Raw genomic sequence first — 25766 nt, 5'->3', positions numbered from 1 at the left:
CACAACCAGGCAATGCAATGGGTTTGACCAGAAAGCGAAAGCCTTCCTGCCGCAGACCGATTGCAACAATAACAATCCTGTATAACTTGTGGTGAATCATGTCCCTCATCAATTACGTCACCAAGATCCAGTTCGGCTACGACAGCCTGCAGCATCTCGCAGCCGAAGCCGAGCGCGCGGGCATTACCCGGCCGCTGATTGTCACCGACATCGGCGTGCGCAATGCCGGCATCGTCGACAAGGTCATCGCGGCCCTCGGCGCCAGCCTTCCCCCTTCGATTTTTGATGCCACCCCGTCCAACCCCAACGAGCACGCCGTACGTGAAGCCGTGGCGCAATACCATCTCGACGAGTGCAACGGCATCATCGCGGTCGGCGGTGGCTCTTCCATCGACCTGGCCAAAGGCGTCGCTGTCTGCGCCACGCACGACGGTCCCCTGCACAGCTTTGCGGTGATCGAAGGCGGACTGGATCGCATCACCTCTGCCACCGCGCCGCTGATCGCCATTCCCACCACGGCGGGCACCGGCAGTGAAGTCGGCCGAGGCGCCATCCTGATTCTCGACGATGGTCGCAAGGTGGGCGTCATCTCACCTTATGTGGTGCCTCGCGTCGCCATCTGCGACCCGGAACTGACCCTGGGTCTGCCACCGATGCTGACCGCCGCCACCGGCATGGACGCGATCGCTCATTGCATCGAAACGTTCATGGCGCCGGCCTTCAACCCTGCAGCCGATGGCATTGCCCTCGACGGCTTGTGGCGCGCCTGGGAACACATCGAACGCGCCACCGCCGAACCCGGCGATCGCGAAGCCCGGATGAACATGATGAGCGCGTCGATGCAGGGCGCACTCGCTTTTCAGAAGGGATTGGGCTGCGTGCACAGCCTGTCCCACGCCTTGGGCGGCATCAATCCGAAGCTGCACCACGGCACCTTGAACGCCATCTTTCTGCCAGCGGTCGTGGACTTCAACGCCAACGCCCCGACCGTTCGCGACGAACGCAAGCTCGAACGCCTGCGACATGCCATGGGCCTTGAGGCCGGCGCCAATATCGGCACAGCCATCGAAGACATGACCCGACGCCTGGGCCTGCCGACCCGCCTGAGCGAAATCGGCGTCGACGAAAGCCTGTTTGCCGGCATCGTCGAAGGCGCGTTGCACGATCACAGCCACAAGACCAACCCCCGTGAAGCATCGTCCGCGGACTACCTGTCGATGCTCGCGCAGTCGTTGTAACAGTCGCTATCCAACAATAAAAAATGAGGAGGCAGCCGCGTCGTCGGTTGAACCGACGCCAGCGCAACAATCATGAAGCCCACCGTCCTTATCGACCGGCAAGACACCCTTGCCACCGTCACCCTCAGCCACCCAGGGAAAATGAACGCCCTGACCTTGTCCATGTGGCAGGACCTGGGTGATGTCATGACCGAGCTGTCTGCAGACGCCACCGTGCGCTGCGTCATATTGCGCGGTGCCGGCGAACAAGCCTTCGCCGCTGGCGCCGATGTCAGCGAGTTCCCGAGCGTGCGCGCCAACCTGGCTCAAGCCCGGGAGTATGCCGAAGTCACCTCGGCGGCCATGCGCGCTGTCGCCGACTGCCCGCACCCGGTGATCGCGATGATCCATGGCGTGTGTGTCGGCGGCGGCCTGGAAATCGCCGCGCTCTGCGACCTGCGTATCTGTGGCACCTCCAGCCGTTTCGGCGCGCCGGTCGGCAAGCTGGGGCTGGTCATGTCGTATGACGAAATGGCCGGTCTGGTGGCGCTGGCAGGACGCTCGACGACCCTGGAGATTCTTCTCGAAGGCCGCATTCTCGACGCCAATGACGCCTACGTAAAAAACCTTGTGACCCGCGTCGTACCCGATGCCGAGGTCGAGTCCGAAACCCTCGCCACCGCCAAGCGCATCGCCAATGGAGCGCCCCTCGTCGCCCGCTGGCATCGCCGGGCCGCACGCCAGCTTGAGGCCGGCGTTGCTCCCACCGTCGAGCAGATTGACGCGAGTTACTTCTGCTACGACACCGAAGATTTTCAGATCGGTCTGAACGCTTTCATCGAGAAAGCCAAACCACAATTCAAGGGGAAATAACATGGGACCGCTGACAGGAATGCGCGTTGTAGAACTGGCTCACATCATGTCCGGCCCGGTGTGCGGAATGATGCTGGCCGACATGGGTGCCGACGTGGTGAAGGTCGAGAAAGTCCCGGGAGGTGATGATTCGCGCCGCTTCTCGCCGATCATGGCAAGCGGTGAATCCGCCTCGTTCATGGTGGTGAACCGCAACAAGCGCGGCATTGGCCTGAACCTGAAAACCGAGGGCGGGCGCAACGTGTTGCGCCGCCTCTTGATGGACGCCGATGTGGTGACGGAAAACTTCCGTGCCGGCACCATGGAGAAATTCGGCCTAGGCTATGAAACGCTGAAAACCCTCAATCCAGGGCTGATCTACTGTGCTATTTCCGGCTACGGCCGCAGTGGCCCGTTTGGCGAAAAAGGCGGCTTCGACCTGATCGCCCAAGGCATGAGCGGCATGATGAGCATGACCGGTGAAGCCGGGCGTGAGCCGGTCAAGGCCGGCTCGCCAGTGGCTGACATCAACTCCGGCATTCTCGCCGCCCTCGGCATCTGCGCGGCGTACGCCGCCAAACAGAAAACCGGCCTCGGGCAGATGGTCGACACCTCGTTGTTCGAAGCCGGCCTGCAACAAATGTACTGGCCGGCGGCGGCGTATTTCGCCGACGGCACCATCCTGCCAAAGATGGGTTCGGCCAACTCCACCAGCGCACCGTATCAGGTGTTCCGCACGGCGGACGGCTGGATCAACATTGGTGCCGCCAACCAGGCCAACTACGAACGGCTGGTCGAGGCGCTCGCCGTGCCACAACTCGAAGCCGACCCACGATTCGCCAGCAACGCGTTGCGCATGGAGCACCGTCTGGCCCTGGTGGAAATCCTCAACGAAGTCCTGGTCGCGCGCACTACGGATGAATGGATGGTGCTGTTCGACAGCCTCGGCCTGCCTGCCGGGCCGGTCCTCGATATCGCCGCGGCGCTGGCTCATCCGCAAACCGAAGCACGCGGCATGGTCGTCGAGACCCAACACCCCACCGAAGGCCGGGTGCGTGGCATGGGCCTGCCGATTCACTTCTCCGACATGGACAACGCTGCGCTGCCGACCAGTCGGCATGCCCCGCTGCTCGGTGAGCACACCCGCGAAGTGTTGAAAGAAAGTGGCTACGCGGAAGATGAAATCGACGAATTGATTCGAACCCAGGCAGTGGTGGCACTCGCCTCCTGAACCGCCGGCAAAACGAATTTTGTGGGAGCGAGCCTGCTCGCGATGAGGTCGTCAGACTCGATATTGATGTTGACTGACCCACCGCATTCGCGAGCAGGCTCACTCCCACAGGGAACAGCGTTCACTTAACTGATCCGCTGTTTTTTTAAAACAACAACAAAAACAAGAAGGTGAACATCATGAGCCGTATCTTGACCGAGGCCGTCAGCCGCCGATCATTTCTAGTGTCTGCCGGCGTCACCGTCGGCGGCGCATTCGCCGCCAACCTGCTGCCCTCCAGCGTCTTCGCCGCCACCAAACCCATTGTGTTGCGCTACACCAGCAGCCTGCCCGACACCCATCCGTTGAACAAACAGATGAAGGCCGCTTCCGAAGCCATCAAGGCCGAAACCAACGGCGCCGTGGACCTGCAGGTGTACGCCAACGGCGCCATGGGCGGCGACACCGACATGCTGTCCCAGGTGCGCGCCGGGGCAATCGACTTCATTCCATTGCCAGGCGCGATTCTCTCCACGCTGGTGCCGGCCATGTCGATCGAAAGCATGCCGTTCGCGTTCAAGGACTACGACAGTGTGTGGGCCGCGCTGGACGGCAAGCTGGGCGAGTACGTGCGCGCCAAGACCGAGAAGGTCGGCCTGATCCCGATGGAGAAAGTCTGGAACAACGGCTTCCGTCAGATCACCAGCTCGACCCGGCCGATCTACACACCGCAAGACCTGGCCGGTTTCAAACTGCGTGTGCTGGTCAGCCCGTTGTGGACCTCCATGTTCAGTGCCCTGGGCGCCTCCCCTACCGGCATCAGCATCAACGAAACCTACTCGGCGTTGCAGACCAAAGTCGTCGACGGTCAGGAAAACCCATTGGTGGTGGTCGAGGCCGCGCGCTTCTATGAGGTGCAGAAATACTGCTCCATGACCGACCACATCTGGGGCGGTTTCTGGATCGTCGCGTCGGGCAAGACCTTTCCAAAACTGCCCGCAGATGTGCAGGAAATCGTCTCCCGGCAGATCAACGCCGCCGCGCTGATTCAGCGTCAACAGGTGATCGATCTCAACGCCAGCCTGGAGCCGTCCCTGACCGCCCATGGCATCACCTTCAACAAAGTCGACCGTTCATTGTTCAGGACTGATTTGCAGTCCAAAGGCTTCTACACCCAATGGAAAGAAAAGTACGGCGATGAAGCCTGGAGCTTGCTGGAGCAGTACGCGGGTCAACTGTCCTAAGCCGGAGACACGGTCATGAAAAACGAAATACCAATGACGGATGTTTCTCCCGCTGAAGGACTCAGCACGCGCCCCACCACGTTTCGTCTCGGTCGTGCATTGGACACAGGGCTGCGCTGGTTGACCGAAGGCAGCGCCGCGTTGCTGGTGGTTATCGAAGTCACGCTGCTGTTTTGCAATGTGTTCTCGCGCTACGTGCTCAATCAACCCATCGTCTGGGGCGACGAACTGGCCTCGCTGTTGTTTCTCTGGCTGGCGATGCTCGGCTCAGTGGTGGCGATGCGTCGAGGCGAGCACATGCGGCTGACCTCGTTCATCGGGCGGCTGCCGCTGGAAAAACGCGCCTTTGTCGACACCTTGGGCGCCGTGATCGTCATCACGTTCATTGGGTTGCTGTTCACGCCGGCCTGGGAGTACGTCAGCGACGAGTGGATCATCACCACCGCCGCCCTTGAAATCCCCAACGCCTTTCGCGTGTCAGCCATTGCGGTCGGTCTGAGCCTGATGCTGATGACCTGTGTCGCGCGCCTGCTGACCAGCGCCCGATTGATCGACTTCTCCGTGTCGGTGGCGATGCTGGCCTCCCTGGCCGCGTTGTTGTGGGTGGCGGAAGGCACCCTGCTGCTGATGGGCAACTGGAACCTGGTCGTCTTCTTCATGATTGGCGTGATGGCCATGATCGTCATCGGCGTGCCCATCATGGTGGCGTTCGGCCTGGCGACAGTGGCTTACCTGTCGACCATGACCAGCACGCCCTTGACCCTGGTGGTGGGTCGAATGGACGAAGGCATGGCGAGCCTGATCTTGCTGGCCATCCCGTTGTTTGTGTTTTTGGGTGCATTGATCGAAGCCATGGGCATGGCTCGCGCGATGATCCGCTTCCTCTGCTCGTTGATCGGCCATGTACGTGGCGGCCTGTCTTATGTGCTGATCGGGGCCATCTACCTGATCTCCGGCATTTCCGGCTCCAAGGCCGCCGACATGGCGGCCATCGCACCGGCGCTGTTTCCGGAAATGAAAAAACGCGGTGAGGATGAAAACGAACTGGTGGCGATGCTCAATGCCTCCGGGGCGATGTCGGAAACCATTCCGCCGAGCCTGGTATTGATCACGATTGGCTCGGTGACCGGCGTGTCGATTTCCGCCCTGTTCACCGGTGGTTTCATGCCGGCGGTGGTGGGTGCCATCGCCATGGCGGCGGTGATCTGGTGGAAAAACCGCAAAGGCGAGGCTTCCACCGGCAAACGCGCCTCAGGTAAAGAAATCGGCCACTCGCTGCTGGTCGCATTACCGGCACTGGCCCTGCCCTTCGTGATCCGCACCGCGGTGGTTGAAGGGGTCGCGACCGCCACCGAAGTCGCCGCCATCGGCGTGGCCTACACCTTCGTCGTCGGTTTGCTGTGCTACCGCTGCTTTGACTGGCGCCGCCTGTATCCGATTCTGGTCAGCACCGCGTCGCTGTCCGGCGCGATCCTGATCATCATCGGCAGCGCGACCGCCATGGCCTGGGCATTGACCCAGTCGGGCTTCTCGCACCAGTTGGCGCAGGTGATGTCGACGGTGCCGGGTGGCGCGATGGGCTTTTTGATCATCTCCGCCGTGGCGTTCATCCTTCTGGGCAGTTTTCTGGAAGGCATCCCGGCCATCGTGCTGTTCGGGCCACTGCTATTTCCGATTGCCAAGGCCATGGGCATCAACGACGTGCATTACGCCATGGTCGCGATCTTCGCCATGGGCCTGGGTTTGTTCGCCCCACCGTTTGGCGTGGGTTTCTATGCCGCTTGCGCCATCGCCAAGGTCGACCCCAGCGGTGCCATGCGCCGGGTCTGGCCGTATCTCGGCGCACTCGTTGTGGCCCTGGGCGTGCTGATCGCCGTGCCATGGATTTCCATCGGTTTCCTGCCCAACGCCTGAATCACTTTTTGACTGTCAGCACTCAAATACGAGGTTTCTCATGAATTTCTCCACACTCGAAGCCGGCACCGCCACCGAACGCCGACTGGTCGTCGACAAGGAACGCACCATCTCGTTTCTCGGCGAGGACTTGCGCATCTATGCCACGCCCCGGTTGGTGGATGACATCGAACAGACCTGCCTTGATTACCTGCTCACCTTCCTCGATGAGGGCGAAAACACCGTCGGTGCGGCCGTCGACATCCGCCACGTCGGGGCCACGTTGCTGGGCATGTCGGTCAGTATCGTCGCCACGGTTACCCGGATCGAGGGTCGCAGCGTCACCTTCAACGTCGAAGTGCGCGATGACGTCGAGCTAGTGGCCACGGCGGCGCATACCCGGGTGGTGGTGAACGTCGCCAAACTGCGCAGCCGCGTTCAGGCCAAGGCCGAGGCGGCTGCCGCAGGGGAAGTCGAAGACAGCGTGCTCAGCCCTTCCCAATTCGCCTCGTCGCGCTGAGCTAGGGAGCACGTCATGATCACGCTGCACGAACGCAACGGCTTGCCCAACCTTGCGGCCGAGGATGCGCTACCGATTGTCGATGCTCACCACCACCTGTGGGACTTGGGCAATGGTCGCTATCCCTGGCTGCAGGATGAGTACCACGAAGATTTTTTTCTCGGCGACTATCGCAGCCTTTGCCGTGATTTCTTGCCGGAAAACTTTCTTGCCCTGACCGAAAGACAACGGTTGGTGGGCACGGTGCATGTCGAGGCCGAACGTGCTCGCGATGAGCAAGTCGCCGAGACGCGCTGGCTGGAACAGGTGAATGCCCGTTACGGCTTCCCGAATGCCATCGTTGCCCATGCCTGGTTCGACCGTGAGGACAGCGCGGACATTCTCGCGGCTCAGGCCGCCAGGCCGCTGGTGAAAGGCATACGCTCCAAACCGGTGACCTCGGCATCGCCCGATGTGTCGATTACCGGCTCCAGGGGAACCATGCAGGACCCGAAATGGCTGGAAGGCTTTTCGCGTCTGGCTGACCACGGTCTGTCGTGGGACCTGCGCGTGCCGCCATGGCACTTGGTCGAGGCCGCCGAAGTGGCGGCGATGTTTCCGCAAATCCAGATCGCCCTCAATCACACCGGTTTCGCCTGGGATCGCAGCCCGCATGGCATGACCCGCTGGCGCAAGGGCCTGGAAGCGCTGGCCTTGCAGCCCAACGTGCACATCAAGCTGTCGGAGTTCGGGCTGAAAGACTCGCCCTGGAACTACGACGACAACCGGATCGTGGTGCTGACCGCATTGGAGATCTTCGGCCCCGAGCGCTGCATGTTCGCCAGCAACTTCCCGGTCGCCGGATTGCGCGCGTCCTACGACACGATTGCCGATGGCGTGGCCGCGATGCTCGCGCCACTGGGGCGTGCCGTGCAGGAAGCGGTGTTCGCCGGCAATGCACAACGCTTTTATCGTCTGGAGGAACAGCATGGATAACCCATCCTTAATCGACTGGCGCGCGCGCTTTCTGGCCAGCGGCGAGGATGCGGACTTACCCATCGTCGACGCCCATCAGCACTATTTCGATATCGAGGCCCATTACTACCCGTGGCTGAACGACCGCCCGCTGCGCCCCTTTCGTTATGGCGATTACTCGTCGATCTGCCGCAACTTTCTGCCTGAGGACTATCGTCGGCTGACGGGCAACCATCGCATCGTGCAGACCGTCGTCATCGAGGGTGAATGGGACCCCGCGACGCCCGCCGCTGAGGTGAGGTTTGTCGAATCACTGGCACAAAACGAACCGACCCTGGCGGCGACGGTGGCGCAGGCCTGGCTTGACCATGAAGACGCATCGGACCTCTTGCGCCAGTACGGCGATCATCCGTTGGTACGCGGCGTGCGCCACAAACCTGCGGTCAGCAGCCTTGAGGCATGGCGCGAAGATTTCGTGGCGCCCGGCTCCATGCGTGACCCTCGTTGGCGCGAGGGCTACGCACAACTGGCTGAAAATGGCCTGCACTTCGAGTTGCAGGCGCCATGGTGGCATCTGGCGGAAGCGGCCGAGCTGGCCAGAGACTTTCCTGACGTGACCATTGTGGTCAATCACACGGCGCTGCCATCTGATCGTTCGGAAGAAGGGTTGGCCGGCTGGCGTGAAAACCTCGCGTTGCTGGCACGGGAGCCGAACGTTGCCCTGAAGATTTCCGGCATCTGCATCCCCGGCGAGGCCTGGCCCGTCGAGTCGAACCGCGTGGTGGTGAACGACGCGATATCGATTGTCGATGTCAGTCGCTGTGCGTTTGCCAGCAATTACCCGGTCGACGGTGTAGTGAACGGCATGAGCGAGATCTTCGACGGCTTCAAAACGATTGTCAGCGACCGCTCCCTCACGGATCGGCTTGCCCTGTTTCATGACAACGCCCGACGTATTTACCGGCTCACTTGACCCTCATTTGAACAGCCCTTCAGGAGTTCCCATGTTTGAAGTTTCAGGCCACAACTACATCGCAGGCGCTCGTTCGGCTAAAGGCTCGAGCACTCTTCAAAGCCACGACGCCAGTACCGGCGAAGCACTGCCGTATCGTTTCCATCAGGCGACCGTGGAAGAAGTGAATGCGGCCGCAGAAGCGGCGGCCACGGCTTACCCGATCTTTCGTAACCTTTCAGCTGCCCGACGCGCTCAGTTTTTGGAGGCTATAGCCACTGAGCTTGAGGCGCTGGACGGCTCGTTCATCGCCCTCGTATGCCGGGAAACCGCCCTGCCCGCCGGCCGTATTCAAGGTGAGCGGGCACGCACCAGCGGCCAGATGCGCCTGTTCGCCACGATGCTGCGTCGCGGTGATTTCTACGGCGCCCGCATTGATCGTGCGCTGCCCGACCGTCAACCGTTGCCTCGCCCCGACCTGCGCCAGTACCGCACCGGGCTCGGTCCGGTCGCCGTGTTCGGCGCCAGCAACTTTCCACTGGCCTTCTCCACCGCTGGTGGCGACACCGCCTCCGCCCTCGCAGCGGGCTGCCCGGTGGTGTTCAAGGCCCACAGCGGCCACATGGCAACCGCCGATTACGTCGCCGATGCGATCACTCGCGCGGCCAGGAAAACCGGGATGCCTGATGGCGTGTTCAACATGCTCTACGGCAGTGTCGGTGAAGCGCTGGTCAAACATCAGGCGATCCAAGCGGTGGGTTTCACTGGGTCATTGCGTGGCGGCCGGGCATTGTGTGACATGGCAGCGGCGCGTCCTCAACCGATCCCGGTGTTCGCCGAGATGAGCAGCATCAACCCGGTGTTGCTGATGCCAGAAGCACTGAAGGCACGCGGTGAAAAAATCGCTGCCGAATTGGCCGCTTCCGTGGTCCTGGGCGCAGGTCAGTTCTGCACCAATCCCGGCTTGGTTTTGGGCATACGTTCGCCAGAGTTCACGGCTTTTCTCGAACGTTTTGCCGCACTGATGGGCGAGCACACCCCTCAGACGATGCTCAACGCCGGCGCACTGAAAAGCTATTGCCACGGTCTGGAAAATCTTCACGCACACTCCGGCATGACGCACCTGGCCGGCGCCTCACAACAGGGCAATCAGGCGCAGCCGCAAGTATTCAAGGCCGACGTCAATCTGTTGATCAACGGTGATGAGTTGCTTCAGGAAGAAGTCTTCGGCCCGACCACCATCGTGGTGGAAGTCGCTGACCAGGCCGAGTTGCTCCAGGCACTGCACGGTTTGCGCGGTCAGTTGACAGCAACCTTGATTGTCGAAGACTCGGAACTCAGCACCTTGAACGAGGTTTTGGCCCTGCTGGAACAGAAAGTCGGGCGCGTGCTGTTCAACGGTTATCCCACCGGCGTGGAAGTCTGCGATGCAATGGTTCACGGTGGACCGTACCCGGCAACTTCGGATGCTCGCGGTACGTCGGTCGGAACGCTGGCGATTGATCGTTTTCTGCGTCCCGTTTGTTATCAGAACTGCCCTGACAGTTTGCTGCCGGACGCGCTGAAGAACGCCAACCCATTGAGCATTGCTCGACTGGTTGACGGTGTCAGCAACCGTGATGCGCTGTAAGTCACCGAACTAACACCCACCGTAAATAACAACTCCGTCGCCTATCGAAAAATAGGCGCCGGACACGCTCGCCTCAAAAAACGCCTTAACCCACAACAACAAAAACAGAGGAAGTCTCATGCACGTTCAACTTCACCCGAAACACCGCTTTTGCAAATTGATGCTGGCCGTGACCGCCGCCGTGATGATCAACGCCGCAGGCGCTCAACTGGCCGTTGCCGAAACCGCTCCAGCCGCGACGACAGCCCCCATGCAATGTGCCACTGAAGCCACACCGCGCTACACCAAAACCCCGACCGGTTACCTCATGGTGCTGCGCACGGGCGACAACGCCTTCAAGGAACTGACCAAACTGGCCATCGCCGAAAAAATCCCGAGCGCCTCCATCACCGGCATCGGCTTCGGCAATGTGAAATTCGGTTTCTGGAACAAGGACAAAAAGGACTTCGACGCCAAGACCTTGAACAGTGTCGAGATGGCCAGCATCACCGGCTCCGTGGCCTGGAAGAACGACCAGCCCTCCATCCATATGCACGGCGTCGCCGGTGACGCCACGTTTCAAGCGTACGGCGGCCACATCCTCGACTTTGAAGTCACCACCGGTTCGATGGAAATCACCGTGATCGTGCACCAGCGTCGCCTGGAACGCGGGATTGACCCGTGCATCGGCGCCAACGTGTTGGGTATTTAAGCCAGGCGAAATAACGCTCCCGCAGGCATCGAACGCTGCCGGCATCCGCTACTGCGGGAGCCACTCTCCCAAATACAAACTACAAAAAAAGGGCGATTCAGATGAGTAACAAGAAAACGGCGGTGACGTTTGCATTGGGTGCCATTGCACTCAGCACCCAGGCGCACGCCGACTTCCTGAGTGACAGTAAAGCAACGCTGGGGATGAGAAATTTCTACTTCAATAACGACAACCGTGACGGCACGGCCGCGCCTTCGAAAACCGAGGAATGGGCACAGGGTTTCATGCTCGATTTCAAGTCGGGCTACACCGATGGCACGATTGGTTTTGGCGTCGATGCACTGGGGTTGATGGGGGTTACGCTGGACAGTGGCAAAGGACGGCATGTCGGCAGTTCGATGATTCCTTCGGACAGCGATAACAGCGCCGTCGACGAGTGGAGCCGGCTGGGGTTGACCGGCAAGGTCAAGGTCTCGAAAACCGAACTGCGCCTGGGCACGCTGATGCCGAAGTTGCCGATCCTGGTGGCCAACGACGGTCGCCTGCTGCCGCAAACCTTTGAAGGTGGCCAGATCACCTCCGGTGAATTCAAGGATTTGACCTTTACCGGAGGACGAATCGAACACGCCACCGGCCGGGGCTCAACCGATCAGACGGGCTTGGCCGCCACGGGCGGCACCCGTGAAAGCAACGCGTTCGACTTCGCCGGGGGCGACTGGAAAATCACCAAGGACCTGACCGCCCAGTATTACTACGCCAACCTGGATGACTACTACACCCAGCAGTTTTTCGGCCTGATCCACACGCTGACGATCGCGGAAGGTCAATCGCTGAAAACCGACTTGCGCTACTTCAAGACTGATTCATCCGGTAAAAACAGCTCGGGCACTTCGGGCTATAGAATCAGTGGCTTCACCGAAGGCAATGATGGCGAGATCGACAATAAAACCTGGAGCGCCGCGCTGATTTACACGGTGGGTGGCCATGCAATCACGGCGGGCTACCAAAGCGTTTCGAGCGGCAGTAACTTCACGCAGCTCAATCAGGGCAGTCTGGCCAACAAGGGTGCCGGCGGCTCCAGCCTTTACCTGTACACCGACCGCCTGATTCAAACCTTCACCCGTGCGGGCGAACGCACAGCCTTCGGTCAATACGCCTATGACTTTGCTGCCATGGGTGTGCCTGGCCTGAAAGCGTCCGTCATGTACCTCAGCGGGGACGACATCAAGACGACCTCTGGCGATACCCAGAAGGAATGGGAGCGGGACATCGCGCTGGACTACGTGATTCAGTCCGGCACGCTTAAAGGTGTCGGATTCGGATGGCGTAACGGCAAGTCCAACAGCGAGGCGTCCCGTGATCAGGACCAGAATCGCTTGATCGTGAGCTACAGCATTCCTTTGCTTTAGCAGAGCGACCTAAAGGGATTGCGCGCAATGGGAGGATGCTCGCCTTGCCTCTTTGACTCAGCGCTGACACTGGGTCAGCGCTTTGCCTGTGCTGACCAAGGGCCCCGGCCCGCGCTTGCGGCGAAGCAAAGCGGGCTGATCCAGCGTTATGGGTGGAGATTATTGTGTGTGCGGCGAGGGCTGAGCTTTCTCAGACGCCGGCTTTTGACTGATCACGCATCGACAGGGAACTCCTGACGACCACCACGCATCCTAAAGATGAGGGACTTCCTTTTTTGCTTTACGCTTTCAGAGGACACCGTCATGCGCCGCCTGATTATCATCTCTTCCCTTTTGCTGTGTTTACCCTTCGGCTCCGCTATGGCCAAAGTGGATGCGGGCGATGTCGCCACGTCAGCCGGGGTTTCCGCATCGCTGTACTCGACGTTCAAGGACCACAAACTCATGATTCCTGCCCGGGATGACGCCTCCAGCTTCGTTGCCAGTGGCGGCGCGATTCGTGGTGTTTATCTGGAGTCATACTTGAAGCAGATTCGTCAGGAACATCCCGGCCTCAACGCCAGCGACGAAGACCTGGCCAGAGCCATCCTCGTCCAGGAAGGTGTTGCAGCGGGTCAATAAAGGCTGAAAAACTAGCGGTGGGGCTTGCAGCACCCGGATAGCGTTTGCAGCCCTACCTTGCTTCCGCGCCTGATAATCGCGCCCACCCCGCCACCAATTGCGCGCTGATGCTCACGCCGCCGCACACCACAATCACCACATCATGGGCCTCGGCAATCGCCGGATGGTCCAGGTAGCCGATCGCCAACGAAACGCCACACGCCGGCTCGACCAACTGACGCAGATCGTTGGCGTAACGGACCACGCCCATGATCGCCTCTTCATCGCTGAGCACCACGCACTCGTGGGGGAAATCGAGGATGTGCTGCACCGGCCAGGCGGCCACCTGAGTCGCGCCGAGCGACCTGGCGACCGTATCGATCCGGGGGAATTTGACCGGATGTCCGGCACTGACAGCGGCGGCAAAAGACGCAGAACCCTGGGTTTCACAGGCGATGATCCAGCAGTCCATGCGCTTGTGGCGGATCAATCCGGTGAGAATCCCCGCCAGCAAACCTCCACCCCCTACCGACATTACGATCGCATCGACCTGAGGACAATCCTCGAGGATTTCATCGACCATCGTGCTGTGCCCTTCCCACAGCACCGGGTGATCGAAGGCCGGCACGTATTCGGTGTCCGCGCCCTGCGCGAGTTCTTTGGCCCGTAGATTGGCTTCGTCCCAGACCTTGCCATGGACGATCACCTCGGCACCGGTTTTCCGGATTTTTGCGCGGGTGGTTTCCGGCGTGGTGTTCGGCACCACAATGCAGGCTTTCAATCCCAGGCTGGCGGCAGCCACGGCGGTGGCAAACCCGGCATTGCCGCCGGAAGGACAGATCACTTTGCGTTTACCTTGCGCCGCCGCCTGGCTGCACAAGAGCCCTATGCCGCGAAGTTTGAATGAGCCGCTGGGTTGCAGGTTTTCCAGCTTGAGCCAGATTCGTCGGGACGGGGTCGACAGGTCTGGATGCAGAATCAAGGGCGTTCTGATGTGAAGCATGGCGGAGCTCCTTAAGGGTGAACGGTCCTAATCCAAGCTTAGTTCACCCTGCTCCCCCGATTACCGTCTCAGCGATAACGCGGTGCCGCCGTGGAGTTGCCGAACAAGCCTGACAGCGTCTGGCGTTGGGCTTCGTAGGCGTCCCACTTATCGCCATCGTGCAAGCTCGGAATGGTCACCACTTCGCCGCTCGCCAAGCCCGTCAGCGCGGCGTCGACCATGTCCTGGGCGGACATCACGATCTCTTGCGGCAGGTTTTCCACCGGGTTGCCGGCCTCACTCCAGAAGTCGGTAGCGGTGGCACCGGGCAGCACGGCCTGGATGCGAACGCCTTTGTCGGCCAGCTCGTGGTGCATCGATTGGCTCAGCGCGAGGACAAACGCCTTGGTGCCGCCGTACACGCCGTTGAGGATTTGCGGCGCGATAGCGACGATCGAGGCGATGTTGATCACCGTCCCGGTGCCACGCGCGACGAAGCCTGGCACCACCGCGTAAGCCAGGCGCATCAACGCGGTAACGTTAAGGGTGATCATGTCTTCCATGTCATCCACGGGGCTGCCGAGCAGCGGCATGACAGCGCCGACCCCGGCATTGTTGACCAACAGGGTGATACTGGCGTCGGAGCGTAGAATTTCTTCGACCCGCCGCAAGTCGGCCTTGTCTTTCAGATCAGCGGCGACCACTTCCACGGCGCGGCCGGTTTCGTTACTCAGGTGGTTGGCCAAGGCGTTCAATTTTGCCTGGCTGCGGGCGACCAGAATCAGGTCGTAACCCTGCCGGGCGAGACGGTCGGCATACACCGCGCCGATGCCCGAAGAAGCGCCAGTGATCAGTGCGGTGCCTTTGGATGAGAGGGCCATGTCGATTTCCTTCACAGTGAGGCGATAACTTCGCCGGGTGTGAACCGTTATAAATGGTCTAACGCCCGTCTCAAATGACGTTTAAAGTACGTTTTTCGGACACGACCTTTTGAGGACATCTCGATGACTTCCGTGGCATTTGTAGTGTTTGAAGGGTTCCAGTCCATGGCGCTGGCGGCCATGCCGGTGTTCGAGTACGCCAACTTCAGCGCGGGCGAAGCGCTTTATGACGTCAGCGTATTGTCCGAAGACGGCCGCACATTGCGCGCTTCCGGTGGGCTGAGCGTCGGCACCGAGGCCTTTGGTGAGCGGGTGTTCGATACGGTGATTGTGGTGGGCGGCGATGCCATCCTCGAGCAGGCACCCGAGGGCGTGCTGACTTACCTGCGCGACAGCGTTAAAACCGCACGGCGCACGGCGTCGATCTGCTCCGGAGCGTTCGTCCTGGCCCAGGCGGGGTTGCTCGACGGACGGCGCGCCACCACCCACTGGGCTTATGCACGGGAGCTGCAAGCGCGGTTTCCATCGATCAAGGTCGAAGAAGACCGCATCTACGTCGTCGACGGTTCGATCTGGACCTCCGCCGGGATGACCGCCGGCATCGACCTGGCTCTGGCCATGGTGGAAAAGGATCACGGCGCCGCACTGGCCCGTTCCGTGGCGCAGAAACTGGTGATGTACCACCGCCGCGCGGGCGGCCAGTCGCAGCACTCGGCGCTGCTGGAACTGGAAGCGAAATCCGACCGCATTCAAACCGTACTCGGCTATGCGCGAGAACACCTCACCGAGACGTTGTCGGTGGAGCAACTGGCGGACGTCGCGCGCCTCAGCCCTCGTCAATTCAGCCGGGCCTTCCGGGCGGAAACCGGTCAATCACCGGCCAAAGCCATCGAGAACCTGCGCCTGGAAACGGCGCGGCAGATGCTGGAACGCGGGCGCCTGACCCTCGATCAGATCGCCGAAGAATCCGGCTTCAGCGACTGCCGCCGCATGCGCGAAGCCTTCCTTCGAGCGTTCGGGCAGCCGCCACAGGTGATTCGGCGTAATGCCCGTTCGGCGTAGATACCGTCTTAAACCTCACCGAGCAAGCGCAAGTTTCGGGTCAAAGGAATGGCCCGACTTGAGTTCTAGATAAACACCTGTATATGTACACTAACCTTTCTGAAGGAAACAACTTACACGCCTTTAGGAAATACCTCTCAACAAATTAAGGCATGTCGCGCAGCAATTGTAAGATAGGTCTTTTTTTCTCTCCACCACTTGCCACCCACTTCAACCTAGCTAATATCCAGTTATAGACAACACCTATCGCACACCAACAATCAAACAACTTATTACGTGCTATTTTCCACCCATTAAAACCGAAGCCATGTTATCTCTAAAAAAGATTCAATGGCATTAACATCCGACCCACTCGCTAACAATGGAGCCCCATGAAAAACATTGTACTGATAGGCGGACATGACGAAACATTCATGCACTACGAAAACTTAGGCTTTAATTTCATCGTCCTGCAACTTTCTGAGTCACTCGGCAAAAATCTCGCATCGCTTACCAACAACATTCATATTGTTAATGATTTTTCCGAAATAACCATCCTCGAAAAAATGGATGAAATACTAAAAACGCAACCAGTCGATTTCATTTTCTCATTCACAGAGGCGGGGTTGCTGCCCGCCGCGCGTGCAAGTCAACATTACGCCATCCCTGGCATCGATTACGAAACCTGCGAAATATGCATCTGCAAACCCAAGATGCGATCCAAGCTAGAACATACTGAATTTGCCGTTGCCAGCAAGATCTGTAAAACCCGAAGTGATGTCGAAGCGTTTTTCAACTGCTATCCAAACGGAATGGTCCTAAAAGACCCAAAGGGCTCCGGCAGCGAAAACGTCTTCATCATCAAAGACTCTGCGTCCCTACTCGACACCCTGGATAGACTCAACCAGGAAAATTTTGTCATGCTGGCGGAAGAGTTTTTGAACGGGCGGGAAGTTAGTGTCGAAACATTGACCATCGACTCACAACATCGAGTCCTCGCCGTCACTAATAAACAACTGTACAAAACATCGCCCGCAGAAGAGCAACACATCATCTCGCCGGACAATCTCGACAGCGACACATTCAGCGAGCTGAGTCGTTATTGCGAGCGCCTGCTGACCGCCATTAATCACACACATGGCCCTTGTCATATTGAAGTAACAATAGCGGAAGAAAAATTTCGTCTAATAGAGATTAATAACCGGGTCGGTGGCGATTACATCGGCTTGTTGGTTGAACTGACAACTGACGTTGATCTTTTTAGAGAAACACTACGCTTCCATAGCAGCGAGGCCGAATCAGACACTATCGACACCCATCTGACACATTACGAATTTGCGGGCTCTCATCTTTTTTATGAACCGCTGAACCCGGACTTGATTAGGGCTCACATGCAAGAAGTAGACATCATTAGACTAGCAATGGGTGAAGCCAATCCCCCGCTGGGCAGACCGCACACCAATGATGACAAAGTCGGCCTGGTGGTCATTGCCAGCAATGATCGCAAGAAGTTCTATACCGCCATTGGTCATCTGAACAGGCTCAGTTCCGCAAGTTAATTTATTAACAACAGGAAAAGACGATATGGAAGTTATTTCTAGAAGCGATATCGCCCCCCTCAACAGCGTGGTGGTAAATGGCGTCTTACACGACTTGGGTGTTGTGAAAATATTCTCCCAACATCCCGCACTGGCCCAGTTCATTCCGTCCAGAAGCGAGCTGGCCATCAGCTGGGTCAGACTCGAAAAGGATCAAGAGTTGCCAGTTCACAAGCATCCAGAGGCAAGCCTGATCCTGATTTGTGACGGCTCGGGGAAAACCCTTGGCGATGCAGAACGTAATATCGAAGCAGGCGATATGGTGCTGGTGCCGCCCCACTCACTGCATGGTTTCAAAGGCACCAACGATGGTTTCTGGGCGCTATCCATCCAGTTCAACGGCAAGGCTCTGTACGAGGACACAACTCAACCGAATGTCGTCTTCAAGACTCAAGAAACAGCTACTGCCAGGCCTGCTGATGTGCTGTTAAAAGACAACGAGGCCTATCTGGAGAACTTCAGGAACAGTCGGCTCCTGTCGCTGATCAATTCGCCATCGATCGATCAGCCTGAAGTGCGCGAAAAACTCCTCGATTGCCTACAGACCTGGTCAGACATGTTTCAGGACCTGCTGCATATACGCGTGGCAATGACGCTTGATCCTGCACACAAGAAAATCGCGCTCGAACACTTGGTGGAAGAACTGGGACATAACAACAACCTGCGCAATCAACGCGAGACCAGTCACTCGCCCGTATGGGATGCAGCCTTCCTGTCCACCATGGAATGGTTCAGGCATCAGATGCTTTACAAGAGCGACATGATCAAGACGTTGTTGATGCACATCGTGCTAGAAGGCAGCGGAGAGATTTTCCACAGCGAAGCATCCCAAGTGTTCGCCAGCATGTCGCACTTCCAGGAACACGGCGAAGATGACGGCAGCCACGTCAGCATGGGTATAGAACTGCTGAACCAGGCATCTCCCAAGGAAATCGAAGAACTGCGTGGAAACTTGAGCGAAGGCTGGCACATGATCACCCTGCTTTGCGATAGGTTTGCTGACATCTCTTGCTCAGATCTCCCAGTCCGTGCAACACAAACAACACCTCAACCTGCACCGGTATATAACTGACCCCATGAAGATTGCAGAAATCCTGAAAACGATCTTGTGGTTTCAGATCCCTGAACCTCAGCGAAATCGAGGATCGCGCTCGGTCCAAGCTTCACGCTGGCGACGCTGGCGTGACGCGGCGATACAGGATACCCGGGAAGAAACCGAGACTGGACGGCTTCATGTGAGGATTGTTTCGGCTCTCAAACGGGATATCGTGTTGTCGTTAGTGGCAATCGGTGTGCATACCGCTGCGGCATTTGGCGCCGCTATGACACTCAGGTCACTCCTGGCGCAACTCATGCTGAGCGACTCAACAGTCGCATCAAACATGACACTTGGTGCCACCTGCATAGTGCTGACTTACTGCGCCTGGCTGGCACTCAACCACACGTTTTTTCTCGCTGAACTGGTAGGTGTTGGCAGTCGCTCCTATGTGGAACAACGCCTTCTTCTCAAAAGAAACACTGCGCAGTATGGTTCGTCCCCACTCAGCCTCACAACCATGTTTGACCGAGAAGCGGCACGTGTCGAGTCGTCATGGACGGGACTGATAACCATCTCTCTGGCGCTCGCCACGGTCATCTTTACCTCAACGTTTTTCTTCATTGCCCTGGGAGCCAGTGCGTTGGCAGCCCTGGCTGTCATTGTCCTCAGCTCACTGGCTGTGTTCTGGTTTGCCCAGCGACTGAGCATGACCTACGAGCAGCTTTCGTTGAACTCCACTCAACGCATAGAGATAGGTGCATTCGCTACAAAAAACCGGCGTCAGGCCTGGCTTAAAAACTGGAATTTAAAACTGATTCAGGACTATGTGACTAGACGAAACCTTGAAGAAGCCTCACTGAAAAAAGCTGCCCGTCTGGTCGCGGCAATCAGCCTGATCTCGACCATGACGCCCATTGCAGCACTATTAAGTGCGGCATTGTTACAACTTGTCTACTTGGGTCATGTCGATGCGCCTGGGGTGCTGGCCGCCATCGCATTAATCGGCGGGTTAAGATCGGTCGCTAATAATATTCCGGACATTGTGCAAAGCATCTCTCAAGGATTTGTCGGTCACAAGAACATTGAGCGTTACCTTCGTGGCGATAACGCCAGCTCACGCCCCTCCCTCGAAACGGCACCGCTGCCTACCACTACCGCCAAACATATTGCTATTGTCGGTGCCGCTGGCAGCGGAAAGACTTCCGTGCTGAGAAACAGCGCCGAATTTTTCAGTGCCACAGCCGGCCAAGGGACCTTCATTCCGGACGAACCCTGGATATTTGCCGGCGGTCTTCGCGAAAACCTGAGTCTTTATCGCAGAGATTTTTCAGACCAAGAAGCCCGCAATGCCATCGCCCTGTCTCGCTTACCCGAGCATTTTTACTTTGATTACCTCAATGAACGGAGCCATGGCGGGGATACCCACTGGGACGTCTCCAGAGGTCAGGGTAAACGCCTCGAGCTGGCCCGAGTATTAGTGGCGCAACCGGAGTGGGTCTACATTGACCAACCCACCTCTGGCCTCGACGAGCCCCTCGCAACGGGGCTGCTCATATCACTTCTGCAAGGACCATGGCGCGACACAAACGTTATATTCGTCTCGGACAAGCAGGAAGAGATAGAGGCCGCCCAGGAAGTCTGGACAGTGGCGGATGGCATCATCACAAACGTACAAACCAATCAGGCTGCGGCCCGTTCGAGCTCCGCCCGCGCAAGCAATGTTAAGCCTGTCTCGGATATACGAGCGATAGAAACAGAGCCGCACTCTGGTAGTGACTCAGCAGAGCAGCCACAAGTCAGTTCAAGATCAGTAATAAGAAGCCTGCTTGATTTCGGCATCTTGAAAATCACGCTGATAGCCTTCACGCTGTTCGCCCTCAAAGAAATGTTCACTATTGCTGGCGATTACCTTATTGCCAGCGGGTGCCTGAGCACACACTTACACTTGTCCTTGATCGGGTTAGCCTGTGTGTTACTCGTGAGTGCTGTCCTCTCGATTTCCGGGGCGCTGATCACTGTCAGGAAAAGCATTGATGCAGCATCGACCCAATGCGTCCACTACTTCTCGAACTTGATGAACCCCGGTCTGGATCAGAACATGATTCAAGACGTTAATCGCGACAGTCAAAACAAGCTGACATGGGACCAGCGACGCGTCGACGAAGTACTGCCGGTCCTGCTACTGGAAACCGTCAGCGCTGCAACGCTATTGTCGATAACGACAGGCTACGTAGTGCTGAACAACATTTATGTACTTTTTCCTTTCATTGTCATTGGCCTCTTTTACTGGCGCGGTGCAAGACGATCCGACGAACTGTTACAGCGGTTCAATACAAGGGAAATCGACGCTACCTCTGTGTTGTTTTCACGAGTACAGGCGCTGAGCTGGGGGGGAGGCAGATTTGATATTGTCCCTGGCAACTCAAGAATTCTGGACTGGTTGACCCCCAGCCTGGCCGCTCGGGCATTCTCCTCTCTAGACAATGCCGCGACGCGTCGCTGGTATAGCTACAAGCTGGATTTGATGGGAGTTTTTTTCCTGTTAGGCATCGTCACGTCAACGATTTACTTTCATGGAACGGGCAGGTTCAGCATGGCAAACGTGCTGGCGGTCAGTCTTTCTTACAGTCTGATTGCGATTTTTGCACGGCTAGGCAGATGCCTCGTTGAACTGCGGCAAGTCTTGGACAGTGCCGATCGTCTGGTGGTTGTCAGTACCCAGACGCCAACAACACCAGTACAGACAAAGGCTAACCCCAATGCGCCGTTGGTGTCCTTCTCCCACGTCACGTTTGTTAACCCGAGCTGCGGTACAACGGTACTCGAACAGTTCAATCAGTCATTCCATATGAATGAAGTCGTTGTGATTATGGGAGCCAGTGGCGTTGGCAAATCAACTTTTGCCAATCTGGTAGTGGGCACTCTGCTCCCAAGTCAGGGGCAGATATCCACATTGGGCGGCACTGACGTGTATCTGACTCGCCGGCATGCAGAGGAAATTCAGTTACTGACCTCCAGCCCCGTATTCAAACCGGGCACTCTGGCCGAGCACTTTAATAATCCGTCTCTGGAAGAGTTCAACCAACGGGCGGCTTATCTCGGACTCTCGGACATTATCGAGCAATTACAGGATGGCTTTAATCAGCATGTCCCTTGGAGTGGTGAAATAAACCTGAGCAAGTCAGAACTTCAACGACTTGCGTTGCTTGACCTGACAATCAACGCTCCCGCAATTGCAATCCTTGATGAAGCTACCTCAGAGCTGAACAGTTCTGATGAAGTTAAGCTAATCAACAAAATCATTGCTGCGCTGCCGAACACTCTGTTCTTCATCATTACTCACAACCCTAAACTTTCGGCGTGTGGAAATAGAAATTTTAATTTCAATCAAGAAAAGCGACTGATTGAAAAAACAGTATAAATCATACCTGAACACATCCTCATGAGTGGTTATACAAGGATCGCAAACATGGAGTTACACGCGCAACGAGATGCGTTTTGTATCAGCTATGGTGTCTCCAGCCCACAACTACCCCTGCGTGGATTAGCCCACTGGGAAGCAACGCTCAAAGGCTCGGTGGTTCAACACGGCGCCTTGCATGAGGAACAGGCCTACGTGGCTCCAGGATTTTTCTACCTGCCGGTGACCGAACGACCTGATCCGCAATACCTAGACAAACTTACACAAGAAGCACAATCGGCGGACTGGCTGCTAGTCCCGTCCCTGGAAAAAACCACAAGTTCGCTACGTCAGCAATACAAAAAAGAGATTATTCCGGTGCCATTTATGCAAGTAGCGTATTTGCGGGTTAAAGGAACGCTCGACGCCTGCCTGCTCACTTCCATGGGCAGGAAACAATACAAAGAAATGGTGCGCCTGACACGAAGGGCCGAAGACCTTTGTCATACACAAGTGTATCGCCTTGGCGAGTTGTCCGAGAACAGCAAGGTTCTGGAAGCGTTTTCCACGCTTCAGTCATTCAACGTGGATAAATATCAGCACGTAAGAAACCTCTATTCCCTTGAGGTAATGCAGTCACTCGCACGTTCGACCGAAGGGTCAAAATACTACATAAAGATGAACTACGAAAAATCGACCAATTCACCTATCTATGGCTCCCTTAGCTACGCGGATGAGCAACAAGGCGTTTTCTCCCAACTGGTCCAAGGTCAGGACCGAAGTCAAGTTCCGGCGGGACTTAACTTGTACATCAGCGATTACTATCAATTGTACAAAGTGGCCGACGAACTTGGCTTTCAGCTCAACTGCCTGGGTCGTGGCGCCATAGATATAAAGAAGCGAATGGGTTCCAACCTGGTGATCGATCTGGAAAACTGGCTAATACCTATCAGAACAACCAACAAAAACCAAATGTATGATTTTTCAATTAAGAGAGACAGCCAACAAGGAGTTTTTCATGTCTTTTTTTGATATCAACAAGCAACTGTGCAGTGAACACATTATAGAGAATGGCGTCTCTATCATGGACTACCCAACGTCAACCCTGGACCTGGCAGGAACACTTCAAAAAACGCTGGCCAGTCGCTACAACATCAGAAATGATTTCCCACTCAATAAAATACACGAATGTTTGAGCCGAGAAGAAATCAGCATACACTTAGAAAATTCCGGTCATTGGCATGACCCACTGCAAACACTGGGGGCGCCGATGATCAATGAATATTACAAGTTTGTTCACTGGCTATACCATCACTTGGGATTTGATTTCGTATTCGAACACAATCCGCTGGTTCGTTACCACATTCCCTCCAAACTGGATGATAGATACAGGCTACCGGATGGTGAACTGTTCACTCACCATTCGGATACTCTGCTGGGTGATTACTTCCAGCAAATAAACATGTGGCTGCCATTTTGCGACGTGAAAAATTCCAGGGCGCTCAGCGTTTGCTCGAAAAACACCAGCATCGACACCCTGAAAAAATTCGTCAAAGAGCAGAATTACAGCTACGACGAATACAAAGAAAGTCGGGTAGCTTTTTTCAATTATGCAAAGCAACGCCCGAAACTAATGGCGAGACTACGCACTGACGCCATGCCGACCAACCTGCGTTACGGCCAGTGCCTGATGTTTGATCCTCGGATCCTGCACGGAACCGCGGAGAATGTAGAAAATATGACGCGTGTCAGCATGGACTTCAGGATCGTCCCCGTGTACGACTACGAATCCATCATCAAGGAACTCAAACTTCAAGGTGGCCGCCCTAATAGCTACGAAGGCGAAGGCTTGATCAAGGGTGAGTTCTACAATGCGCTGACCGCGCGTGAAGTCGTAAAAAATCAAACCTCCCATACCGCCAGTAAAAGCTATTTCAATAGCTAATCCGGGAATAGATTATGACCACCGCTCTCGCGTGGCTGGACGGTGAATACCTCCAGCATGATCAGATAACTTTGTCACCAATCACACACTCGCTGTCCTATGCCTCTTCAGTCTATGAAGGGATGCGCAGTTATGACGGCAAAATATTCAAGTGCGAGGAACACCTGCAACGACTACAACAGTCGGCCCATTTGTTCAAACACGACCTGCACTACACAAATGCAACGCTGACCGACGCTTGCAATAAACTACTGGCGCGAATCGGACTTCTGGACGCGTACCTTAAGATCATTGTGTTTTATGATGAGGCCGATGTGAGTTTCATGGGACGCGGTTGCCGCAGCAGGGTAGTGATATTTGTCATGCCATTCGCGCCTAAGGCAACGACCACGCCTTACAGATTGACGACTGCCCGTTGGCGACGAGCGTCCGCCAATTGTCATCCCTATCAGGCGAAAACCTCGTCCACTTATGCGCTCAGCTTCTTGAGCTTTCGTGACAAAGGTGAGGCGTTTGACGATGTGCTGTTTCTTTCGACAACCGACACGGTCTGCGAGTCCAGTGGTTCCAACATCTTTTTTGTGAAAGGCAGCCAACTCATTACACCGACGACCGAAATGGCACTGGCGGGCATCACTCGACGCGTCATCATTGATGAACTCTCCCCGGTGCTGGATCTGCAAGCGGTACAGCGCGACATTTCAAGTTCGGAAATTAAAGAATTTGACGGCGCCTTTTTATGTGGAACGGCGATGGAAATCACCGAAATTTGCTGCATCGACCATGTGCTGTATGAAAAGAACCGGTGGATCGAGTTGCTGGCAACTGAATACAAAAAATGCGTGATGCGCGTATCGCCCTGACTGTCAGGGGAGCAATCATTAGCGGCCTATTCCTGCGGATCGACGTCATCCGACGCTCGATTCACCGCCAATTTCGCCAGCATGATGATCTGTTGAATTGCCGCTCGGTGAGGTTCAAGACGGTATCTACAATGAACGGTGTCAGGTCCGTTTGTGGAGGTGCAGATGAAAATCTCGGCCAAACTGGCGTTTTTCGCCATTGTTTCCACCCTCGCCTACCTTGGGCTCGCGGTGTGGGGGCTTGGCGGATTATCGGCGTTTTTCTCTCATGCTCAGCTGGTGGTCATTGTGTTTGCCACTTTGGTGATGGCCATCGCGTCCTTGTTCACCGAGGTCAACCTGAGTTCCGGCGAACGTGAAGACCGGGCCAATCGCTGGGTGCTGCCGGCGTTCGGGGTGATCGGATTATTGAGCGGGTACCTGCCGGCCTATACCGACCGAATCGATTTCTGGACCTTGGGTGGCGAAGGTGTGCGTTGGCTCGGGGCATTGCTGTTCATCATCGGCGGCACGCTGCGGCTGTGGCCGGTGTTTGTGCTGGGCAAGCGCTTCAGCGGACTGGTGGCGATTCAGCCGGGGCACACGCTGGTCACCGACGGGATTTATCGCACGTTGCGCAACCCCAGTTATCTGGGGCTGATGATCACTGCGGTGGGCTGGGCACTGGCCTTTCGTTCCGGCGTTGGCCTGTTGCTGGCCGCGGTGACGCTGATCCCGCTGATTGCCCGCATTCACGCCGAAGAAGGGCTGTTAAGGGCGCAGTTCGGCAACGAATACGAGGCTTACTGCGCCCGCAGTTGGCGGTTGATTCCCGGGGTTTACTGAAACAAACACACCCCTAATGT

The 25766-nt window shown here is 57.0% G+C and carries 22 protein-coding genes and 1 pseudogene; 20 read left to right on the top strand and 3 right to left on the bottom strand.

What is annotated here, in order from left to right:
• The first annotated feature begins 98 nt into the window (after positions 1-98).
• From ACYZTW_RS12050 to ACYZTW_RS11995, 12 genes are all read left to right on the top strand, one after another.
• On the top strand, positions 99-1238 hold the full coding sequence (locus tag ACYZTW_RS12050; protein ID WP_111448778.1) for an iron-containing alcohol dehydrogenase: 1140 nt from the start codon (positions 99-101) through the stop codon (positions 1236-1238).
• Between the two features lie 72 nt (positions 1239-1310).
• Positions 1311-2090 (top strand): enoyl-CoA hydratase-related protein, encoded by a 780-nt coding sequence (locus tag ACYZTW_RS12045; RefSeq protein WP_462005034.1) that lies wholly within the window; start codon positions 1311-1313, stop codon positions 2088-2090.
• Position 2091: 1 nt separating this feature from the next.
• Positions 2092-3300 carry a CaiB/BaiF CoA transferase family protein gene (locus ACYZTW_RS12040; protein ID WP_462005033.1) on the top strand — a complete coding sequence of 403 codons (1209 nt, stop codon included), beginning with the start codon at positions 2092-2094 and terminating at the stop codon, positions 3298-3300.
• A 179-nt stretch (positions 3301-3479) separates the two neighbouring features.
• Positions 3480-4523 (top strand): TRAP transporter substrate-binding protein, encoded by a 1044-nt coding sequence (locus ACYZTW_RS12035; RefSeq protein ID WP_462005032.1) that lies wholly within the window; start codon positions 3480-3482, stop codon positions 4521-4523.
• 15 nt (positions 4524-4538) lie between these two features.
• A complete protein-coding gene (locus ACYZTW_RS12030; RefSeq protein ID WP_462005031.1) occupies positions 4539-6437 on the top strand; it encodes a TRAP transporter large permease in 1899 nt (632 codons plus the stop codon).
• 40 nt (positions 6438-6477) lie between these two features.
• The gene (locus ACYZTW_RS12025) at positions 6478-6936 is read left to right on the top strand and encodes a thioesterase family protein (protein WP_462005030.1); all 459 of its coding nucleotides are present in this window, start codon (positions 6478-6480) and stop codon (positions 6934-6936) included.
• Positions 6937-6951: 15 nt separating this feature from the next.
• Positions 6952-7911: an amidohydrolase family protein gene (locus tag ACYZTW_RS12020; RefSeq protein WP_462005029.1), complete on the top strand. Its 960-nt coding sequence runs from the start codon at positions 6952-6954 to the stop codon at positions 7909-7911.
• On the top strand, positions 7904-8863 hold the full coding sequence (locus tag ACYZTW_RS12015; protein ID WP_462005028.1) for an amidohydrolase family protein: 960 nt from the start codon (positions 7904-7906) through the stop codon (positions 8861-8863). The genes ACYZTW_RS12020 and ACYZTW_RS12015 overlap by 8 nt, the downstream gene beginning before the upstream one ends.
• A gap of 31 nt (positions 8864-8894) precedes the next feature.
• A complete protein-coding gene (locus ACYZTW_RS12010) occupies positions 8895-10472 on the top strand; it encodes an aldehyde dehydrogenase (NADP(+)) (protein WP_462005027.1) in 1578 nt (525 codons plus the stop codon).
• 118 nt (positions 10473-10590) lie between these two features.
• Complete coding sequence (locus ACYZTW_RS12005; RefSeq protein ID WP_462005026.1) at positions 10591-11163, top strand: PPC domain-containing DNA-binding protein; 573 nt, start codon at positions 10591-10593, stop codon at positions 11161-11163.
• A gap of 101 nt (positions 11164-11264) precedes the next feature.
• Positions 11265-12572, top strand: a complete 1308-nt coding sequence (locus ACYZTW_RS12000; RefSeq protein WP_462005025.1) for an OprD family porin — start codon at positions 11265-11267, stop codon at positions 12570-12572.
• A 303-nt stretch (positions 12573-12875) separates the two neighbouring features.
• Positions 12876-13193 (top strand): DUF2388 domain-containing protein, encoded by a 318-nt coding sequence (locus ACYZTW_RS11995; RefSeq protein ID WP_111449117.1) that lies wholly within the window; start codon positions 12876-12878, stop codon positions 13191-13193.
• 52 nt (positions 13194-13245) lie between these two features.
• Here the strand turns inward: ACYZTW_RS11995 and ACYZTW_RS11990 are convergent, their stop codons facing one another.
• Both ACYZTW_RS11990 and ACYZTW_RS11985 read right to left on the bottom strand, forming a co-directional pair.
• The gene (locus ACYZTW_RS11990) at positions 13246-14175 is read right to left on the bottom strand and encodes a pyridoxal-phosphate dependent enzyme (RefSeq protein ID WP_462005024.1); all 930 of its coding nucleotides are present in this window, start codon (positions 14173-14175) and stop codon (positions 13246-13248) included.
• Between the two features lie 68 nt (positions 14176-14243).
• Positions 14244-15035 (bottom strand): SDR family NAD(P)-dependent oxidoreductase, encoded by a 792-nt coding sequence (locus tag ACYZTW_RS11985; RefSeq protein ID WP_462005023.1) that lies wholly within the window; start codon positions 15033-15035, stop codon positions 14244-14246.
• A 123-nt stretch (positions 15036-15158) separates the two neighbouring features.
• Here ACYZTW_RS11985 and ACYZTW_RS11980 point away from each other — a divergent pair, with 123 nt between their 5' ends.
• From ACYZTW_RS11980 to ACYZTW_RS11950, 7 genes are all read left to right on the top strand, one after another.
• Complete coding sequence (locus tag ACYZTW_RS11980) at positions 15159-16097, top strand: GlxA family transcriptional regulator (RefSeq protein ID WP_134098824.1); 939 nt, start codon at positions 15159-15161, stop codon at positions 16095-16097.
• Between the two features lie 371 nt (positions 16098-16468).
• Entirely contained in the window at positions 16469-17635 is a 1167-nt protein-coding gene (locus ACYZTW_RS11975) for an ATP-grasp domain-containing protein (protein ID WP_462005022.1), read from the top strand.
• 25 nt (positions 17636-17660) lie between these two features.
• Positions 17661-18746: a cupin domain-containing protein gene (locus tag ACYZTW_RS11970; RefSeq protein WP_462005021.1), complete on the top strand. Its 1086-nt coding sequence runs from the start codon at positions 17661-17663 to the stop codon at positions 18744-18746.
• Positions 18747-18750: 4 nt separating this feature from the next.
• Positions 18751-22134, top strand: coding sequence for an ATP-binding cassette domain-containing protein (locus ACYZTW_RS11965; protein ID WP_462005020.1), 3384 nt, complete (start codon positions 18751-18753; stop codon positions 22132-22134).
• Positions 22135-22182: 48 nt separating this feature from the next.
• Positions 22183-23145, top strand: a complete 963-nt coding sequence (locus tag ACYZTW_RS11960; protein ID WP_462005019.1) for a hypothetical protein — start codon at positions 22183-22185, stop codon at positions 23143-23145.
• Positions 23132-24058: a 2OG-Fe(II) oxygenase family protein gene (locus tag ACYZTW_RS11955; RefSeq protein WP_462005018.1), complete on the top strand. Its 927-nt coding sequence runs from the start codon at positions 23132-23134 to the stop codon at positions 24056-24058. The genes ACYZTW_RS11960 and ACYZTW_RS11955 overlap by 14 nt, the downstream gene beginning before the upstream one ends.
• Positions 24059-24072: 14 nt before the next feature.
• Positions 24073-24921 carry an aminotransferase class IV gene (locus ACYZTW_RS11950; RefSeq protein WP_462005017.1) on the top strand — a complete coding sequence of 283 codons (849 nt, stop codon included), beginning with the start codon at positions 24073-24075 and terminating at the stop codon, positions 24919-24921.
• 26 nt (positions 24922-24947) lie between these two features.
• Here the strand turns inward: ACYZTW_RS11950 and ACYZTW_RS11945 are convergent.
• A pseudogene (locus ACYZTW_RS11945) lies at positions 24948-25022 on the bottom strand (DUF6124 family protein); the annotation flags it as partial.
• 64 nt (positions 25023-25086) lie between these two features.
• On the opposite strand from ACYZTW_RS11945, the gene ACYZTW_RS11940 reads away from it, so the two are divergent.
• Positions 25087-25746, top strand: a complete 660-nt coding sequence (locus tag ACYZTW_RS11940; RefSeq protein WP_462005016.1) for a methyltransferase family protein — start codon at positions 25087-25089, stop codon at positions 25744-25746.
• The last annotated feature ends 20 nt before the right edge of the window (positions 25747-25766 follow it).

It is taken from the genome of Pseudomonas sp. LB3P25 (genome assembly GCF_054897985.1).
Note: the sequence above shows the minus strand (reverse complement) of the source record. Positions and strands in the feature narration are given on the sequence as shown.

Coding starts and splice junctions, on each gene's coding strand:
- ACYZTW_RS12050 (WP_111448778.1), top strand. CDS start 99: ATGTCCCTCATCAATTACGTCACCAAGATCCAGTTCGGCTACGACAGC.
- ACYZTW_RS12045 (WP_462005034.1), top strand. CDS start 1,311: ATGAAGCCCACCGTCCTTATCGACCGGCAAGACACCCTTGCCACCGTC.
- ACYZTW_RS12040 (WP_462005033.1), top strand. CDS start 2,092: ATGGGACCGCTGACAGGAATGCGCGTTGTAGAACTGGCTCACATCATG.
- ACYZTW_RS12035 (WP_462005032.1), top strand. CDS start 3,480: ATGAGCCGTATCTTGACCGAGGCCGTCAGCCGCCGATCATTTCTAGTG.
- ACYZTW_RS12030 (WP_462005031.1), top strand. CDS start 4,539: ATGAAAAACGAAATACCAATGACGGATGTTTCTCCCGCTGAAGGACTC.
- ACYZTW_RS12025 (WP_462005030.1), top strand. CDS start 6,478: ATGAATTTCTCCACACTCGAAGCCGGCACCGCCACCGAACGCCGACTG.
- ACYZTW_RS12020 (WP_462005029.1), top strand. CDS start 6,952: ATGATCACGCTGCACGAACGCAACGGCTTGCCCAACCTTGCGGCCGAG.
- ACYZTW_RS12015 (WP_462005028.1), top strand. CDS start 7,904: ATGGATAACCCATCCTTAATCGACTGGCGCGCGCGCTTTCTGGCCAGC.
- ACYZTW_RS12010 (WP_462005027.1), top strand. CDS start 8,895: ATGTTTGAAGTTTCAGGCCACAACTACATCGCAGGCGCTCGTTCGGCT.
- ACYZTW_RS12005 (WP_462005026.1), top strand. CDS start 10,591: ATGCACGTTCAACTTCACCCGAAACACCGCTTTTGCAAATTGATGCTG.
- ACYZTW_RS12000 (WP_462005025.1), top strand. CDS start 11,265: ATGAGTAACAAGAAAACGGCGGTGACGTTTGCATTGGGTGCCATTGCA.
- ACYZTW_RS11995 (WP_111449117.1), top strand. CDS start 12,876: ATGCGCCGCCTGATTATCATCTCTTCCCTTTTGCTGTGTTTACCCTTC.
- ACYZTW_RS11990 (WP_462005024.1), bottom strand. CDS start 14,175: ATGCTTCACATCAGAACGCCCTTGATTCTGCATCCAGACCTGTCGACC.
- ACYZTW_RS11985 (WP_462005023.1), bottom strand. CDS start 15,035: ATGGCCCTCTCATCCAAAGGCACCGCACTGATCACTGGCGCTTCTTCG.
- ACYZTW_RS11980 (WP_134098824.1), top strand. CDS start 15,159: ATGACTTCCGTGGCATTTGTAGTGTTTGAAGGGTTCCAGTCCATGGCG.
- ACYZTW_RS11975 (WP_462005022.1), top strand. CDS start 16,469: ATGAAAAACATTGTACTGATAGGCGGACATGACGAAACATTCATGCAC.
- ACYZTW_RS11970 (WP_462005021.1), top strand. CDS start 17,661: ATGGAAGTTATTTCTAGAAGCGATATCGCCCCCCTCAACAGCGTGGTG.
- ACYZTW_RS11965 (WP_462005020.1), top strand. CDS start 18,751: ATGAAGATTGCAGAAATCCTGAAAACGATCTTGTGGTTTCAGATCCCT.
- ACYZTW_RS11960 (WP_462005019.1), top strand. CDS start 22,183: ATGGAGTTACACGCGCAACGAGATGCGTTTTGTATCAGCTATGGTGTC.
- ACYZTW_RS11955 (WP_462005018.1), top strand. CDS start 23,132: ATGTCTTTTTTTGATATCAACAAGCAACTGTGCAGTGAACACATTATA.
- ACYZTW_RS11950 (WP_462005017.1), top strand. CDS start 24,073: ATGACCACCGCTCTCGCGTGGCTGGACGGTGAATACCTCCAGCATGAT.
- ACYZTW_RS11940 (WP_462005016.1), top strand. CDS start 25,087: ATGAAAATCTCGGCCAAACTGGCGTTTTTCGCCATTGTTTCCACCCTC.